This window comes from Thiohalocapsa halophila (genome assembly GCF_016583825.1).
GTDB lineage: Bacteria > Pseudomonadota > Gammaproteobacteria > Chromatiales > Chromatiaceae > Thiohalocapsa > Thiohalocapsa halophila.
Genome location: NZ_NRRV01000046.1, coordinates 1 through 13897 on the forward strand (window position 1 = coordinate 1; position 13897 = coordinate 13897).

13 protein-coding genes are annotated in these 13897 nt (G+C 67.6%); 10 read left to right on the forward strand and 3 right to left on the reverse strand.

From position 1 onward, the window contains the following. Positions 1–324: 324 nt before the first annotated feature. The 8 genes from CKO31_RS17080 (at position 325) to ubiB (ending at position 8046) form a co-directional block, all read left to right on the forward strand. Entirely contained in the window at positions 325–951 is a 627-nt protein-coding gene (locus tag CKO31_RS17080; RefSeq protein ID WP_200239881.1) for a fasciclin domain-containing protein, read from the forward strand. A gap of 320 nt (positions 952–1271) precedes the next feature. After that, positions 1272–1793: a BLUF domain-containing protein gene (locus CKO31_RS17085; protein ID WP_200239883.1), complete on the forward strand. Its 522-nt coding sequence runs from the start codon at positions 1272–1274 to the stop codon at positions 1791–1793. Between the two features lie 223 nt (positions 1794–2016). Further along, entirely contained in the window at positions 2017–2559 is a 543-nt protein-coding gene (gene hslV / locus CKO31_RS17090; protein ID WP_200239885.1) for an ATP-dependent protease subunit HslV, read from the forward strand. Positions 2560–2755: 196 nt separating this feature from the next. Then, the gene (hslU, locus tag CKO31_RS17095) at positions 2756–4087 is read left to right on the forward strand and encodes an ATP-dependent protease ATPase subunit HslU (protein ID WP_200239887.1); all 1332 of its coding nucleotides are present in this window, start codon (positions 2756–2758) and stop codon (positions 4085–4087) included. 244 nt (positions 4088–4331) lie between these two features. Continuing rightward, complete coding sequence (locus CKO31_RS17100; protein WP_200239889.1) at positions 4332–4694, forward strand: gamma-butyrobetaine hydroxylase family protein; 363 nt, start codon at positions 4332–4334, stop codon at positions 4692–4694. Positions 4695–4852: 158 nt separating this feature from the next. Then, positions 4853–5599 carry a bifunctional demethylmenaquinone methyltransferase/2-methoxy-6-polyprenyl-1,4-benzoquinol methylase UbiE gene (gene ubiE / locus CKO31_RS17105; protein ID WP_200239891.1) on the forward strand — a complete coding sequence of 249 codons (747 nt, stop codon included), beginning with the start codon at positions 4853–4855 and terminating at the stop codon, positions 5597–5599. Next, positions 5596–6255: a ubiquinone biosynthesis accessory factor UbiJ gene (locus CKO31_RS17110; protein ID WP_200239893.1), complete on the forward strand. Its 660-nt coding sequence runs from the start codon at positions 5596–5598 to the stop codon at positions 6253–6255. The genes ubiE and CKO31_RS17110 overlap by 4 nt, the downstream gene beginning before the upstream one ends. A 129-nt stretch (positions 6256–6384) precedes the next feature. Continuing rightward, entirely contained in the window at positions 6385–8046 is a 1662-nt protein-coding gene (ubiB, locus tag CKO31_RS17115) for a ubiquinone biosynthesis regulatory protein kinase UbiB (RefSeq protein ID WP_200239895.1), read from the forward strand. Positions 8047–8911: 865 nt separating this feature from the next. Here the strand turns inward: ubiB and CKO31_RS17120 are convergent. Beyond that, positions 8912–9535, reverse strand: a complete 624-nt coding sequence (locus CKO31_RS17120) for a Uma2 family endonuclease (RefSeq protein WP_200239897.1) — start codon at positions 9533–9535, stop codon at positions 8912–8914. 154 nt (positions 9536–9689) lie between these two features. On the opposite strand from CKO31_RS17120, the gene kdsA reads away from it, so the two are divergent. Both kdsA and CKO31_RS17130 read left to right on the forward strand, forming a co-directional pair. Beyond that, positions 9690–10550: a 3-deoxy-8-phosphooctulonate synthase gene (gene kdsA / locus CKO31_RS17125; RefSeq protein WP_200239898.1), complete on the forward strand. Its 861-nt coding sequence runs from the start codon at positions 9690–9692 to the stop codon at positions 10548–10550. A gap of 184 nt (positions 10551–10734) precedes the next feature. Further along, positions 10735–11352, forward strand: a complete 618-nt coding sequence (locus CKO31_RS17130; protein WP_200239900.1) for a hypothetical protein — start codon at positions 10735–10737, stop codon at positions 11350–11352. A gap of 288 nt (positions 11353–11640) precedes the next feature. On the opposite strand, the gene CKO31_RS17135 is transcribed toward CKO31_RS17130, so the two are convergent. Both CKO31_RS17135 and CKO31_RS17140 read right to left on the reverse strand, forming a co-directional pair. Next, on the reverse strand, positions 11641–12702 hold the full coding sequence (locus tag CKO31_RS17135; RefSeq protein WP_322789167.1) for an NAD-dependent epimerase/dehydratase family protein: 1062 nt from the start codon (positions 12700–12702) through the stop codon (positions 11641–11643). Continuing rightward, the gene (locus tag CKO31_RS17140; RefSeq protein ID WP_200239902.1) at positions 12699–13625 is read right to left on the reverse strand and encodes a glycosyltransferase family 2 protein; all 927 of its coding nucleotides are present in this window, start codon (positions 13623–13625) and stop codon (positions 12699–12701) included. Before CKO31_RS17140 ends, CKO31_RS17135 begins: the two co-directional genes overlap by 4 nt. Positions 13626–13897: the final 272 nt, after the last annotated feature.

Below are 13897 nucleotides of genomic sequence, written 5' to 3' on the forward strand. Positions count from 1 at the left end.
AATCACTGTGGTTTGAATGCGAGCCCCTTCACTGCCAAAACCAACCCTGTAGTGCCATAACCGCCATCTGTGTACCACTAAGATACTGTTTATAGGGCCCATTTTTCCGCAGCATGTCAAACATGGGTTAGGGTTTGTCAGTAGATAATTCCTGAGTAAATTGGTCAGAAACCGCGGAGTGTTTGTTGGATTCATTGTCAAGCGCCGGGCGAGGCGCAATGCTTCCCGTCAGCCGGGTCAGAGACCAGGTTTTGTCGACGTCAGAAACGCGCCGGCAATCGTACTGCCCAACACTTGTCTGACTGCAACCTGAGGTAAGCTGACATGACCGAATCCACCAACACCCCCAGCAAGAAGTTCAACTACGGCCCGCTCGCCGTGTTCGGCCTCGCCATGGCGCTCGGCCCGCTGACGGCTCTGTCCGTCGGCTCCCGCTATGCCCCCGAGGAGACCTTCGAGCGCGCCAACGCCGCATTGGAGAACGCCAAGCCCACGGACATGTTCTCCATCTACGACGTCCAGGGCGTGCCGGCCTACGCCAGCGGCAAGACCCTGGGCGACATCCTCGCCAGCTCCGGCGTCTTCGGCAGCTTCAAGGAGGCCGTCGACACGGCCGGCTTGAGCGACACCCTGCGCGCCAAGGGCGAGTACACCCTGTTCGTGCCGAGCGACGAGGCCCTGGCCAAGATGCCGGCGGCCGAGCGCGAGGCGCTGCTCAGCGACAAGGATAAGCTGACGGCGCTGATCAAAAAGCACATGATCCCCGGCCGGCACACCGCCACGGACTTGATCCAAAGCGAAACCGTCCAGGCAATGGACGGCAGCACCCTGGACATCGGCCCGTCCGCGCGCTTCAACGGCCATGTGGGCGTTGCCAACGCCGAAGTGGTCAAGACCGGCCTCTATGCCTCCAACGGCGTCGTGCATGTCATCGATCGTGTAATCCAGTAAGAGGCGGCGACGCACCGGGGTTCCTCGTGCAATCCGGCAGTTAGGCGACCCGGCCCGAGCCAATCGCTGTCGTTGCCATTGCAACCGACTGCGAAGACAGCCGACAGCGGGTACCGGCGTCAAAACAGCCCAATCACTGCTCGCGACACGCACGAGTCGCCCCACCCCACTGCCATCGCCCCCGGCGGCCAGCGCCCGCCGGGGGCTTTTGTGTGACACGCCGCCGTGGTTGCAATCCGCCCTGCCTCTGCTAAGGTCAGGATTCACAAGGTGCGCCGGCAACCGCCCAGGCGCCACCACTGCAACCGCGAGCCGCGCCCATGGGAGACTGTCGTCTCATCTACCGCAGTACCTGCTCCGCGTCCTTCCTGCCGAACGAGGACCTGCGGGCGCTCGTGCACACGGCCGCCGAGCACAACGCCAAGCACGACATCACCGGCCTGCTGCTGCTCTCCGGTGATCAATTCCTGCAAGTGCTGGAGGGCCCGTCCAAGGCCGTCAACCACCTCTTCAACCGTATCATTCGCGATGACCGGCACCACGAGGTGGAGCTGATCGCCTTCGAGCAGATCGGTCCCAGATACTTCGACGACTGGTGCATGCACCTGGTGGACCTGTTCGACCTCTCCCGCCAGCCGCGGGATCTACTGGCGGAGAAATACGGTGCCGCCAACGGCGTCATCCGCATCCCGGAGCGCCTGCACGAGATCTTCGGCCTGCTGCTGGATGCCCGCGCCATCTGCCGCAACCAGCCCTGGGAAGAAGACCGCGGCGATGCGCCGGCGGAGACGCTCACGGCCAAGCCGTCGCATGCGATGGGCACGGTACCAGCCGTCGACTGACTCCATCACGCACCGTCGCCGCACGACACCGCCGCGAGCCGCCGCCCACCGGGGCAGCCGCGACACCCGTGCGGCGGGCGCCGAGTCCGAAGCCAGTCCCCGGCCCTTGCGGCGCACGCATGGCTGGTGCCAGACGTATGTCGGCGTACAATGAAGGGTTTCGAGTCGGGCAGCGCTGCGCGCCCGCCCGCACAAACCCATGCCCGAGCACCACAGAATCGCAATGGAACAGTTTCACGGCACGACCATCCTGGGTGTGCGCCGCAACGGCGCCGTGGTCATCGGCGGCGACGGCCAGGTCTCCCTGGGTCAGACGGTCATGAAAGGCAACGCCCGCAAGGTACGCCGGCTCTACAAGGGACAGGTCATCGCGGGGTTTGCCGGCGCCACGGCGGATGCCTTCACGCTCTTCGAGCGCTTCGAGGGCAAGCTGGAGAAGCACCAGGGCAACCTGACCCGCTCCGCCGTGGAGCTGGCAAAGGACTGGCGCACCGACCGCATGCTGCGGCGCCTGGAGGCCATGCTCTGTGTCGCCGACCGCGAGGCCTCGCTCATCATTAGCGGCACCGGCGACGTGCTGGAGCCCGAGCACGATCTCATGTCCATCGGCTCCGGCAGCGGCTACGCCCAGGCGGCGGCGCGGGCGCTGCTGGAAGAGACCCAGCTGTCCGCCCGCGACATCGTCGCGCGCGCCTTGGGCATCGCCGCCGAGATCTGCATCTATACCAACAACAACCTCGTGCTGGAGGAGCTCGGCGCCGACTAGTGCACCACGGCAGCAATTTCGCTACCCGTTTCGGGCCGTAGCGGCGGCGGTGCTCGTTGTCGAGGCTCGGCACCGTGGCGACCACGACAGCAAACGGCCCGGAGCTCACTGCCGCACTCTACGAGGTGCCGCCTCCCCCACCCACACGCCCGGCGGCGACAGCCCGCCAAACGGGCCCGACCCTTCGCAGGCAGCCATGTCCGACATCACCCCGAAGCGCATCGTCGCCGAGCTCGACAAGCACATCATCGGCCAGGACGCCGCCAAGCGCGCGGTGGCCATCGCACTGCGCAACCGCTGGCGGCGGGCACAGATCCAGGAGCCCATGCGCTCGGAGATCACGCCCAAGAACATCCTCATGATCGGCCCGACGGGTGTGGGCAAGACCGAGATCGCGCGCCGGCTCGCGCGGCTGGCGGAGGCGCCGTTCATCAAGATCGAGGCCACCAAGTTCACCGAAGTGGGCTATGTCGGCCGGGATGTCGAGTCCATCGTGCGGGATCTCGCGGACATCGCCATCAAAATGGAGCGCGAGAAGGAAATGGAGGCCAACGCCGGCAAGGCCGAGGAGGCCGCCGAGGAGCGCATCCTCGACGCCCTGCTGCCCAAGCCGTCGGGGTTCGAAGAAGACAGCCAGGGGGCCGGTGCCGGCGCCGGCACCCGCGAGAAATTCCGCACCCGGCTGCGCGCCGGGGAGCTGGACGACAAGGAGATCGACATCGAGCTGAGCATGAACCTCGGCGTCGAGATCATGGCCCCGCCCGGCATGGAGGAGATGACCAATCAGCTCCAGGGGCTGTTTCAGAACCTCGGCAGCAACCGCACCAAGCGCCGGCGCATACGTATCGCCGATGCCCGCAAGGTGCTCAAGGACGAGGAGGCCGCCAAGCTGGTCAACGAAGAGGAGATGAAGCAGCGCGCGCTGAAGAACGTGGAGAACAACGGCATCGTCTTCCTGGACGAGCTGGACAAGGTCACCCGCCGGGCGGAGAACGTCGGCGGCGGCGATATCTCCCGCGAGGGGGTGCAGCGCGACCTGCTGCCGCTGGTGGAAGGGAGCACCATCTCCACCAAGCACGGCGCCATCAAGACCGATCACGTCCTGTTCATCGCCTCCGGCGCCTTCCAGCTCGCCAAGCCCTCGGACCTGATCCCGGAGCTGCAGGGGCGCCTGCCCATCCGCGTGGAGCTGGATGCACTCACCACCGACGACTTCGTGCGCATCCTCACCGAGCCGGACGAATCCCTGACGGACCAATACGCGGCCCTGCTCGGCACCGAAGGCGTCAACATCGAGTTCACCGACGACGGCATCCGCCGCCTGGCGGAGATCGCCTACCAAGTCAACGAGCACGCCGAGAACATCGGCGCCCGCCGCCTGCACACGGTCATGGAGCGCCTGCTGGAAGACATCTCCTACAACGCCGCCGAGCTGGACCGCGTCACCGTTACCATCAACGCCGCCTACGTGGACCAGAACCTCGGCGAGCTGGCGGCGGACGAGGATCTGTCTCAGTACATACTTTAAGAAGGGCTGAGGGCTGAGGGCTGAGGGCTGAGGGGCGAGGTCGCTCGCCGGCTTCAGCCGGCTCGCCGAAGGCCGGCTCAATACCGGCTATGCGGCGTCAGCGCCTCAGCCGACAGATCGGCCGGTGCTCAGCCTCTTGAAGCTGTCAGCAGATCGCAGGGCGCTACCGCGGGCGTTGAAGCAGGGCCCCCGCCGGCCCATCTGATCGGCTGTTTCCGCAAGCAAAATCCCAAGGAGTCAGCCCATGCCCACCCCCACCGAATTCAACCTGCACCGCAGCTCCCGGGTGCTCGAGATCACCTTCGACGACGGTGCCCACTTCACGCTGCCCGTGGAGCTGCTGCGGGTCTACTCGCCCTCCGCCGAGGTGCAGGGCCACGGACCCGGCCAGCGGGTGCTGCAGACGGGCAAGGAAGAGGTCAATATCGACCACATCGAGCCCGTGGGCAACTACGCCGTCTGTCTGCACTTCGACGACGAGCACAACACGGGCATCTACTCCTGGGAGTACCTCTACAGCCTCGGCAAGAACCAGGAGGGGCTGTGGAAGGACTATCTCACGGAGCTGGAGAAGGCCGGTTACAAGCGCAAGGAACGGCCATCGTGAAACGAGTTTCGAGTTTCGAGTAGCGAGTAGCGAGTAGCGAGGAAGGCGAACCTCGAAACTCGACACTCGACACTCGACACTCGAAACCCAAGACTCGAACCTCGCCGGACCGCCACCAGGGTTAGAATAGGCGCTTTGAGGCCCAAGACGTCCCCTCTATGTCCGACGACAAGACCCATTTCGGCTACGAAGAAGTCCCGGTCGGGGAGAAACAGGACCGGGTGCGGGCGGTGTTCGACTCGGTCGCCAGCCGCTACGACCTGATGAACGACCTGATGTCGCTCGGCATCCACCGGCTCTGGAAGCGCCGGACGCTGGAGCTGGCCGGCGTGCGCCGCGGTCAGCGGGTGCTGGACCTCGCCGCCGGCACCGGCGACCTCGCCGAGCGCTTCGCGTGCATCGTCGGCGCCGACGGCGAAGTGGTCATGTCCGACATCAACCAGGCCATGTTGGAGCAAGGCCGCTCGCGGCTGGTCAACGCCGGGCTCGTGGGCAATCTGGACTATGTGCAGGCCAATGCGGAGGCGCTGCCCTTCGAGTCAGACAGCTTCGACTGCATCACCATCGGCTTCGGGCTGCGCAACGTCACCCACAAGCAGCTGGCGCTGAACGAGATGTTTCGGGTGCTGCGGGCAGGGGGCCGCGCCCTGATTCTGGAGTTCTCGCATCCCACCACCAAGCCGCTGGAGAAGGTGTATGACGCCTACTCCTTTGCGGTGCTGCCGACCCTCGGGCGCTTCGTCGCCGGGGATTCGGCCAGCTACCGCTACCTGGCCGAGTCCATCCGCATGCACCCGGACCAGGAGACCCTGCTCGGCATGATGGAGCTGGCTGGCTTCGAGCGCGCCGGCTACGAGAACCACACCGGCGGCATCGTCGCCATCCACCGCGGCTACAAGCTATGACGGACGACGCCGACACCGAGACCACGGGCCCCGAGCGCCACGGCGTGCAGCTGCCGGACGCCCTGCTCGCCGCCGCCGAGGCCGCCATCAACCAGGTGCTGGCGCTGGATGCAGAAGGCGCCGCCCGCCTCGCCAAGGTCCAGGGCCAGGTGCTGGAGGTGGTGCTGACGGGCTTCGGCACGCGGGTGTACGTGCTGCCCGGGGAGTCCCGGCTGTTTCTGTACGGCGCCTATGACGCCGAGCCGGACTGCGTTGTGTACGGCAGCCCCGTGGCCCTGCTCGGCATGGTCACGTCAGAGCACCGCGAAGACGCCGTGTTCGCGGGCTCCATCCGCATCGACGGCGACAACCGGCTCGCACAGACCCTGGGCGAGGTCTTCCAGGGGCTCGACATCGACTGGGAAGAGCAGCTCTCGAAGCTCCTCGGCGACACCCTGGCGCATCGGCTCATGGACCGGGTCCGCGCCGGCGAGCGCTGGGCCGGGCGCAGCGGCGACATCACCCGCGAGAATCTGCGGGAGTATCTACAAGAAGAGGCAGCCGTGGTGCCGAGCCGCCAGGAGCTGAACGCCTTCTTCGCCGCCGTAGACACCCTGCGCGACGACGTGGAGCGCCTCGCTGCCCGGGTGGAGCGACTGGGGCAGCAGCGCCGCTGACACGCAGACACAGGCCGCGGCCGCCCACAGCTCGCAACCTCGCCAGCGCCCCCGCCGCGGTATTCTCCCCGGCGCCACAGCCGCAGCTCGCCGCCGTTCGACCCCGCGCACAGGACCCACGCCGAGACCATGCTTCGCATCCCGCAGGCGCTGCGCCTGCTGCATATCAACTTGGTGCTGCTCAAGCACGGGCTCGACGAGGCGGTGGTCGCCATTCCGCCACTGCGGCCGCTGCGCATTCTGGTGCGCCTGGCGCCCTGGAACTGGGTCAAGCGCGACCTACCGCCCTACCCCGTGCGCGCCAGGCTCGCCCTGGAGGAGCTGGGGCCCATCTTCATCAAGTTCGGTCAGCTGCTGTCCACCCGCATCGATCTGCTGCCGGTGGACATGGCCGAAGAGCTGGCCCGGCTCCAGGACCGGGTGCCGCCTTTTCCGGGGGCCGATGCGCGGGCGCTCATCGAGCAGGCCTGGGGGGTGCCGGTGGAGGCGGTGCTGGATGCGTTCGAAGAGACACCGCTGGCCTCGGCGTCCATCGCCCAGGTCCACACCGGGCAGTTCAAGGACGGGCAGGAAGTCATCGTCAAGGTGCTGCGCCCCGGCATCGAGAAGATCATTCGGCGCGACGTGGACCTCCTCTACACCTTCGCCGGCCTCGCCCAGCGCTATTGGCCCGACGGGCGCCGGCTGCGGCCAGTGGAGGTGGTGCGCGAGTACGAGAAGACCATCCTTGACGAGCTGAACCTGCAGCGCGAGGCGGCCAACGCCTCGCAGCTGCGGCGCAACTTCAAGCACAGCGAAGACCTCTACATCCCGGAAGTGTACTGGGACTGGACGCGCCCGAACGTCATGGTCATGGAGCGCATCTACGGCACGCCCGTCTCGCGCGTGGACGAGCTCAAGGCCCAGGGCATCAGCATGCGCCGGCTCGGCACCCGCGGCGTGGAGATCTTCTTCACCCAGGTGTTCCGGGACAACTTCTTCCACGCCGACATGCACCCGGGCAATATCTTCGTCGAGCCGTCCGGGCGCTACATCTCCGTGGACTTCGGCATCGTCGGCACCCTGACCAAAGAGGATCAGCGTTATCTGGCCGAAAACCTGCTGGCCTTCTTCCGCCGCGACTACCGCCGCGTGGCCGAGCTGCACCTGGAATCCGGCTGGGTGCCCCGGGGCACGCGGGTGGAGGAGTTCGAGTCCGCCATCCGCACCGTCTGTGAGCCCATTTTCGAAAAGCCCATCGCCGAGATCGGCTTCGGCAGCTTCCTGGTGAACCTGTTCCAGACCGCCCGGCGCTTCGACATGGAGATCCAGCCCCAGCTGGTGCTGCTGGAGAAGACGCTCATTCACATCGAGGGCCTGGGCCGCCAGCTCTACCCGCAGCTGGACCTCTGGACCACCGCCAAGCCCTTCATGGAGCGCTGGATGCGCGAGCAGATCGGCGCCCGCCGGCTGCTGGAGCGCACCGCCTACAACTGGCCGGCGCTGGCGGAGCGGCTGCCGGAGGTACCGCTGGCCCTGACCCGCATCATCGACCAGCTGGAGGCCCAGGCGGCCATCTACCCCGAGGGCGCCACCGGTGACCTCAAGGCCATCCGCCAGAACCTGGGCGACAACAACCGCCGGCTGCTGGCCACCTTCGGGGCGCTCGGGCTCGCCGGCTTCGCCAGCGCCATCCTGCTGTTCGGCGAGCCCTGGGCGGAGCTGCCCTGGCTGCTGCCGGCCGCCGCCGGGGCCATGCTGGCGGCGAGCTTCGCGCTGTTCTGGCGGGCCCTATCCATCGGCGCGCGCTAGTGGGAGCGCCGTCCCTGGCGCGAGTGCGCGGCACCGGCGGAGCGCGGCGGGACGGCGCTCCCACCGCTGCGGCAGCCGTCGGGCCTCCTTGCGTCGGCACCGACCTACGGCGCGACGCACCGGCCGCCGCCGACACGCCGTAGGTCGGCGCTGAGCGCCAGCGAAGCCCGACACCGCACGCGTCGAGCTCGCCGGAGACCGCGACCCAGGCGAGCGCGCTATCCCGCCATCGAGCACCGAAACGCCCGCACCGCATCGTATTGGTCCGGCATGCGCACGTGCGCCGCGAGCCGTCGGGCCTCCTTGCGTCGGCACCGACCTACGGCGCGACGCACCGGCCGCCGCCGACACGCCGTAGGTCGGCGCTGAGCGCCAGCGAAGCCCGACACCGCACGCGGCGAGCTCGCCGGAGACCGCAACCCCGGCGAGCGCGCTATCCCGCCATCGAGCACCGAAACGCCCGCACCGCATCGTATTGGTCGGGCATGCGCACGTGCGCCGCGAGCCATCGGGCCTCCTTGCGTCGGCACCGACCTACGGCGCGACGCGCCGGCCGCCGCCGACACGCCGTAGGTCGGCGCTGAGCGCCAGCGAAGCCCGACACCGCACGCGGCGAGCTTGCCGGAAACCGCGATCCCGGCGAGCGCGCTATCCCGCCATCGAGCACCGAAACGCCCGCACCGCATCGTATTGATCCGGCATGCGCACGTGCGCCGCGAGCCGTCGGGCCTCCTTGCGTCGGCACCGACCTACGGCACGACGCACCGGCCGCCGCCGAGACGCCGTAGGTCGGCGCTGAGCGCCAGCGAAGCCCGACACGCCGCACGCGGCGAGCTTGCCGGAGACCGCGACCGCGGCGAGCTCGCTATCCCGCCATCGAGCGCCGAAACGCCCGCACCGCATCGTATTGGTCCGGCATGCGCACGTGTGCCGCGAGCAGCTCGACATCCAGCTCCGGCAGCAGGCCGCTTCTGTCGCTGAGCCGATAGCCTCTGTCTGACAGCGCACCCGGCTTCTGAAGGACATAGATCTCCAACTGTTCCCGGCGCCAGAGCCAGACCTCCGGGATGCCGAGCGCGCCGTGCAACGGCAGCTTGCTCAAGGCATTGCTGGTGTCGACTACCTCGACGACCAGATCGGGCTCCGGCTTGTCGGTGCCGATACAGTAGGACGCATCCGGCTCACCGCCGGCGCGGCCGGTGTCTTTGAGGGTGAAGCCGCCACGGCCATAGAAACGGATGCCCTTAACGTCCAGGAAAGCTTCCAACAGGTAGCAGATGGTGATCTTCCAGCTTTCGTGTGTTGGACCGACCGGCGACATGATCTCCAGGCTCCCGTCGATATAGGTGATACGCGGCGCGCGGCTGTCCGGGAAACAGGCCGACAGTTGCTCGTAGCGCGCCCACGGAACGCCTTCCAACAGGATGCGTTGGACGGGGCCGTCTTCCGGCCTCGACTGCGCAAGAGTGGGCTCGATAACGGTGCTCATGATGCGACTCCTGGTGCTTGGCGGTTCAGGGCACGCCCAATCGTCAGTGTCTCCATAAGTCCCTGATCATCAATCCCAAGCCTAACATTGTCCGGCACCGCCGCGGTCTGTAGCATCCGGTCGTTGACACACCTGACCGGATGCGATAAGCGAGATGACCCAGCCCAGCAAGCACATCGCCGTCACCGACACCGTCACACTCGGCAACGACCTGCCCTTCGCGCTCCAGTCCGGTCCCTGCCAGATCGAGTCCCGCGAGCACGCGCTGATGCTGGCGGGCGAGATTTCAGCCATCTGCGCGGAGGTCGGGATTCCGTACATCTTCAAGGCGTCCTTCGACAAGGCGAACCGCTCCAGCCTCGCCGGCCGACGCGGCGTCGGGCTTGCGCAGGGCCTCGCCATCCTCGCCGAGATCCGCGAGACCATCGGCTGCCCCGTACTCACGGATGTGCACACCGAGGCCCAGTGCCGGCCGGTGGCGGAGGTCGCGGACATGCTCCAGATCCCGGCCTTCCTGTGCCGGCAGACGGACTTCGTGCTGGCCGTCGGTGAGGCGGCGGCGGAATCCGGGCGCACCGTCAATGTCAAAAAGGGCCAGTTCCTGGCGCCCTGGGACATGGCCAATGTGGTCGCCAAGCTGGAGTCCACCGGCTGCACCAAGATGGCCCTGGTGGAGCGGGGTGTCACCTTCGGCTACGGCAACCTGGTGGTGGATCCGCGCAGCCTCTACGAGATGGCCAAGACCGGCTACCCGGTGGTCATGGATGCCACGCACGCGGTGCAGATGCCGGGCGCCCTCGGCAACGCCTCCGGCGGCAAGCGCGAGTACGTGCCCGTCATCGCTCGGGCTGCGGTGGGCGTCGGCGTCGCCGGGCTGTTCATGGAAGTGCACGACGACCCGGACAACGCCGCGAGCGACGGTCCGAACTCCGTCCGCCTGGATACGCTCAAAGATTTACTCATGGAGCTGCTGGCACTGGATCGGGCGCGCAAGGCACCCATGATCGGTCACTGACCCGATGCGCCCGCCGGCGCGCCCGGCTTTCGTTTCTTGGCGAGAAAGCATCTCTCTGTGCTCATTGGCGAGCAGCCCGATTGTCGAGCACATTGCGTATCCTGCGGCGCGCCAAGACCGCCAGATGACTGTTACGCTGTGAGCTGCAGACAGAGACTCTGCTGATCGCACAGAGGAGTTCACCATGACGGAATCCACAACCTTGGCGCCGCGGGTCGCGACCCTCGAAGACGCCATGCAGGAGCTTGCTTTCCAGTCGGCCCGCACGCAGGAGGAGCTTGCACGGCTCAGCCGCGAGATGCGGGAGTTCAAGGACGAAATGCGCGACTTCAAAGACGAAACCCGCCGCGAGCACCGTGAGCTGAACCGCAAATGGGGCGAGATGGCCAACCGCCTCGGCACCATCGTCGAGGATCTGGTGGTACCGAGCCTGCCGCAGATCATCCGCGAGACCTTCGCCGAGGACATCGTCGACCTCTCCGTACGGCGCAGGCGCAAGCTGCCGGAAGGGCGCTCCAAGGAATTCGACGCCATCGCCGTCACGCCGACCCTCGTCTGCGTCAACAGCACCAAGGCGACGCTGCGCAGCGCCGACGTCGACCGCATGGTGGCGGAGATCGAGGAGCTGCGGGAGTTCTTCCCCAGCTATCGCGACATCCCCGTCGTCGGCATCCTAGCCACCCTGGCCGCCGAAGACGGCGTGGTGCGCTATGCGACCAAGCTCGGCTTTCTGGTGCTCGCCGTGGGCGACGAGCTGATGGAAGTGCAGAACCCGGCCGGCTTCGAGCCCCGGCGCTGGTAGCAGCCTCGGGCGGACTTCGCCACCGCTCGTCCACCCTACGCCGCCCGCCGCCATCGGCCCAAAGACCGTTTCTCATCATCGCGGCCGCAAGCCGGAACAGCAAACCGCACGCCGCAACCGTAGGGTGGACAAGCGCAGCGCAGTCCACCAACGCGCACCGCCGCGAGCTGATGCGCCAAGGCTTCGAGCAAGTGGATAAGCGTTTCGACGAGATGCTCAAACGCCGCGGCAGGCAATTCCTCTGGGTGATCGGCTTCATTGCCACAAGTCGATGGCGCCGCGCATGGCTCATGCGTCCGCTTGGCCACGGCCGCGATACTGACCCGCCAGCCGCGCGATCTCGGCCCTCAGGCCATGCGCCGCGCAAAAGCCGAGCTCTGCACTGATGCGCTCGCTGCTGTACCAGGCGTCCCCCGTGAGCTTCTGCAAGCCTGTGCTGTCGAGCGGCAGCGCCCGTCCGGCCAAACCCTGTAGCCCGTCTGCAAGCCTCGCAGCTGCCCGCAACGCCCAGAGCGGCACGGTCCAGTCGGGCACAGGCCGGCCCAAGGCCCGGCAAGACTCCTCGTACAGCCACCGCGTCGAGTAGGCCCCGCCATCGGTCACCAAATAGAGCTTGCCGGCCGCGGCGGGCTGTGTACCGGCAAGCCGAAGCGCCTTGATCACATCCGCCACATGCACAGCGGAGCGCCGATTGTGCTGCCGCGGCCAGGGCGGAAAGCGGCGCCGGGCGACCGCATCCACCAAACGCGCGATGTTGCCGGCCCCATCCAGGCCGTACACCATAGGCACCCGCAGCACACAGGTATGCACCTGCCCCGGATGGGCTGCACCGAGCGACAGCACGGCACACTCCGCCTCGCGCTTGGCGCGGCCGTAGAGGGTGTCGGGCGCGCAGGGCATAGCCTCGCCGGCAGCCTGTCCACTCGCGCCCGCCGCCGTGCCCATGGCCATGACGCTGCTCAGGTAGACAAGCCGCGACACCCCTGCCTTGGCGGCGGCGGCGACCAAATGCCAAGTCCCTTCGGCGCTCACCGTCCAGTGCGCCGGCTGGGCATACAGATCCTTGGCGTCCGGCGGCGGCGCATGGCTGGCCAGGTGGAGCACGACCTCGACACCCGCCAACGCCGGCGCCAAGCTATCCGGCGCGGTCAGGTCACCGCGGCTCAGCGTGACATCGGCACCAGGCCAGTGGCTGCGGGCCCGGAAAGGGTCGCGGGTCAGCACCGACACCCGGGCCTCGTCCGCCAGCAGCGCAGCCACCAGCCGGCGGCCCACGGCGCCGGTGGCCCCGGTGACCAGCACCCGGGTGCCCGCCAGCGGCATGTCCGCCGTGCCGGCGAAGCCCGTCACCGGCGAGCGCTCCACAGCCGGCGCAAGCCCCATAGCCCGCCCAGCAGCGCGAAGTGCGCCCAGACGCCGCAGACCACCAGCGCATTGAACACCGCGTGATGATCCGCCGCCTGAAACTTCTGGTAGAAGCGCAGCATGCCCCGGTGCTTATGCCACTCCACCCGCAGCGGCGCCGAGCGGCTGCAGGTGCCCTGGTGGTGCACGGCCTCCGCACCGGGCAAGAGATAGACGCCCCAGCCATGCCGGCGAAAGCGCACAAACCAGTCCAGGTCCTCACAGTGCAGGAAATAGCCTTCGTCCAGCGGCCCCACGTCGTCCAGCGCTGCCCGACGCACCAACATCAGCGAGCCGGAGATGGCCTCCACTTCAACCGGGCCGTCCGGCATGGGCTGATCGGTCAGGTCCAGGCGCCGCTCCGCCGCCAGGCGCGGCCAGATGCGGCCCAGATGCAGCAGACGCACCAGCGCCATCCACGGGTCCGGAATGCGCCGCCGGCTTGCACGCTGCTCCGAGCCGTCCGGGTCGCGAATCACGCACCCCGCCATGCCCGCCCCGGGCGCGGCATCCATGAAGTCGAGCATGTGCGCAAGCGTCCCGCGGCCGACAACGCAGTCCGGATTCAGAAACAGCACATAGGGCGCGTCGATGAGCGCCAGCGCCCGGTTGCTGCCGCGCGCGAAGCCCAGGTTCGCGCCGTTCTCCAGCACCCGCAGGCGATGATCGCCGCCCAAGCGCTCGCGCAAGTGCGCCAGGCTGCCATCGCTGCTGCCGTTGTCGCTGACGACCACCTCTACGCCGATGCCGCTGGCGAGCACCGCCGTCACGGCCTCCGTAAGCAGCTCACCGCCGTTGTAGTTGACCACGACGACGCCGAGCCGAGCCCGCACCGCGGCAGTCGCAGGCCCGCCGCCCGTCGTGGACATGGCAGGCAGGGGTGGATTTCGCTTGCGCTCATCCACCCTACAATGCCCCCGGCACCGACCGCCCCTGCTCAACCAGCACAGCCTACTCCAGCCACCGCAACACAGGCGTGTGTGCGCCCGCCATGAAACCGCTCCCGCCGTTTGCGCACCATCCGTTATGGTAGCGGAATCGGCCCTGGCCGGACGGCACAGCCCGTCGTCCGCTCGGCATCCGGGCTCGGCGCCCCGTGCACTTGACGCCGCCCGCCACCGCACCCTAGCCTCACCGCCAG

What these genes read in the sequence shown, in the direction of transcription:
- CKO31_RS17110 (WP_200239893.1), top strand. Translation starts at nt 5,596, where the DNA reads ATGACGGACGACGCCGACACCGAGACCACGGGCCCCGAGCGCCACGGC.
- CKO31_RS17100 (WP_200239889.1), top strand. Translation starts at nt 4,332, where the DNA reads ATGCCCACCCCCACCGAATTCAACCTGCACCGCAGCTCCCGGGTGCTC.
- CKO31_RS17085 (WP_200239883.1), top strand. Translation starts at nt 1,272, where the DNA reads ATGGGAGACTGTCGTCTCATCTACCGCAGTACCTGCTCCGCGTCCTTC.
- CKO31_RS17080 (WP_200239881.1), top strand. Translation starts at nt 325, where the DNA reads ATGACCGAATCCACCAACACCCCCAGCAAGAAGTTCAACTACGGCCCG.
- hslU (WP_200239887.1), top strand. Translation starts at nt 2,756, where the DNA reads ATGTCCGACATCACCCCGAAGCGCATCGTCGCCGAGCTCGACAAGCAC.
- CKO31_RS17130 (WP_200239900.1), top strand. Translation starts at nt 10,735, where the DNA reads ATGACGGAATCCACAACCTTGGCGCCGCGGGTCGCGACCCTCGAAGAC.
- ubiB (WP_200239895.1), top strand. Translation starts at nt 6,385, where the DNA reads ATGCTTCGCATCCCGCAGGCGCTGCGCCTGCTGCATATCAACTTGGTG.
- hslV (WP_200239885.1), top strand. Translation starts at nt 2,017, where the DNA reads ATGGAACAGTTTCACGGCACGACCATCCTGGGTGTGCGCCGCAACGGC.
- ubiE (WP_200239891.1), top strand. Translation starts at nt 4,853, where the DNA reads ATGTCCGACGACAAGACCCATTTCGGCTACGAAGAAGTCCCGGTCGGG.
- CKO31_RS17140 (WP_200239902.1), bottom strand. Translation starts at nt 13,625, where the DNA reads ATGTCCACGACGGGCGGCGGGCCTGCGACTGCCGCGGTGCGGGCTCGG.
- CKO31_RS17120 (WP_200239897.1), bottom strand. Translation starts at nt 9,535, where the DNA reads ATGAGCACCGTTATCGAGCCCACTCTTGCGCAGTCGAGGCCGGAAGAC.
- kdsA (WP_200239898.1), top strand. Translation starts at nt 9,690, where the DNA reads ATGACCCAGCCCAGCAAGCACATCGCCGTCACCGACACCGTCACACTC.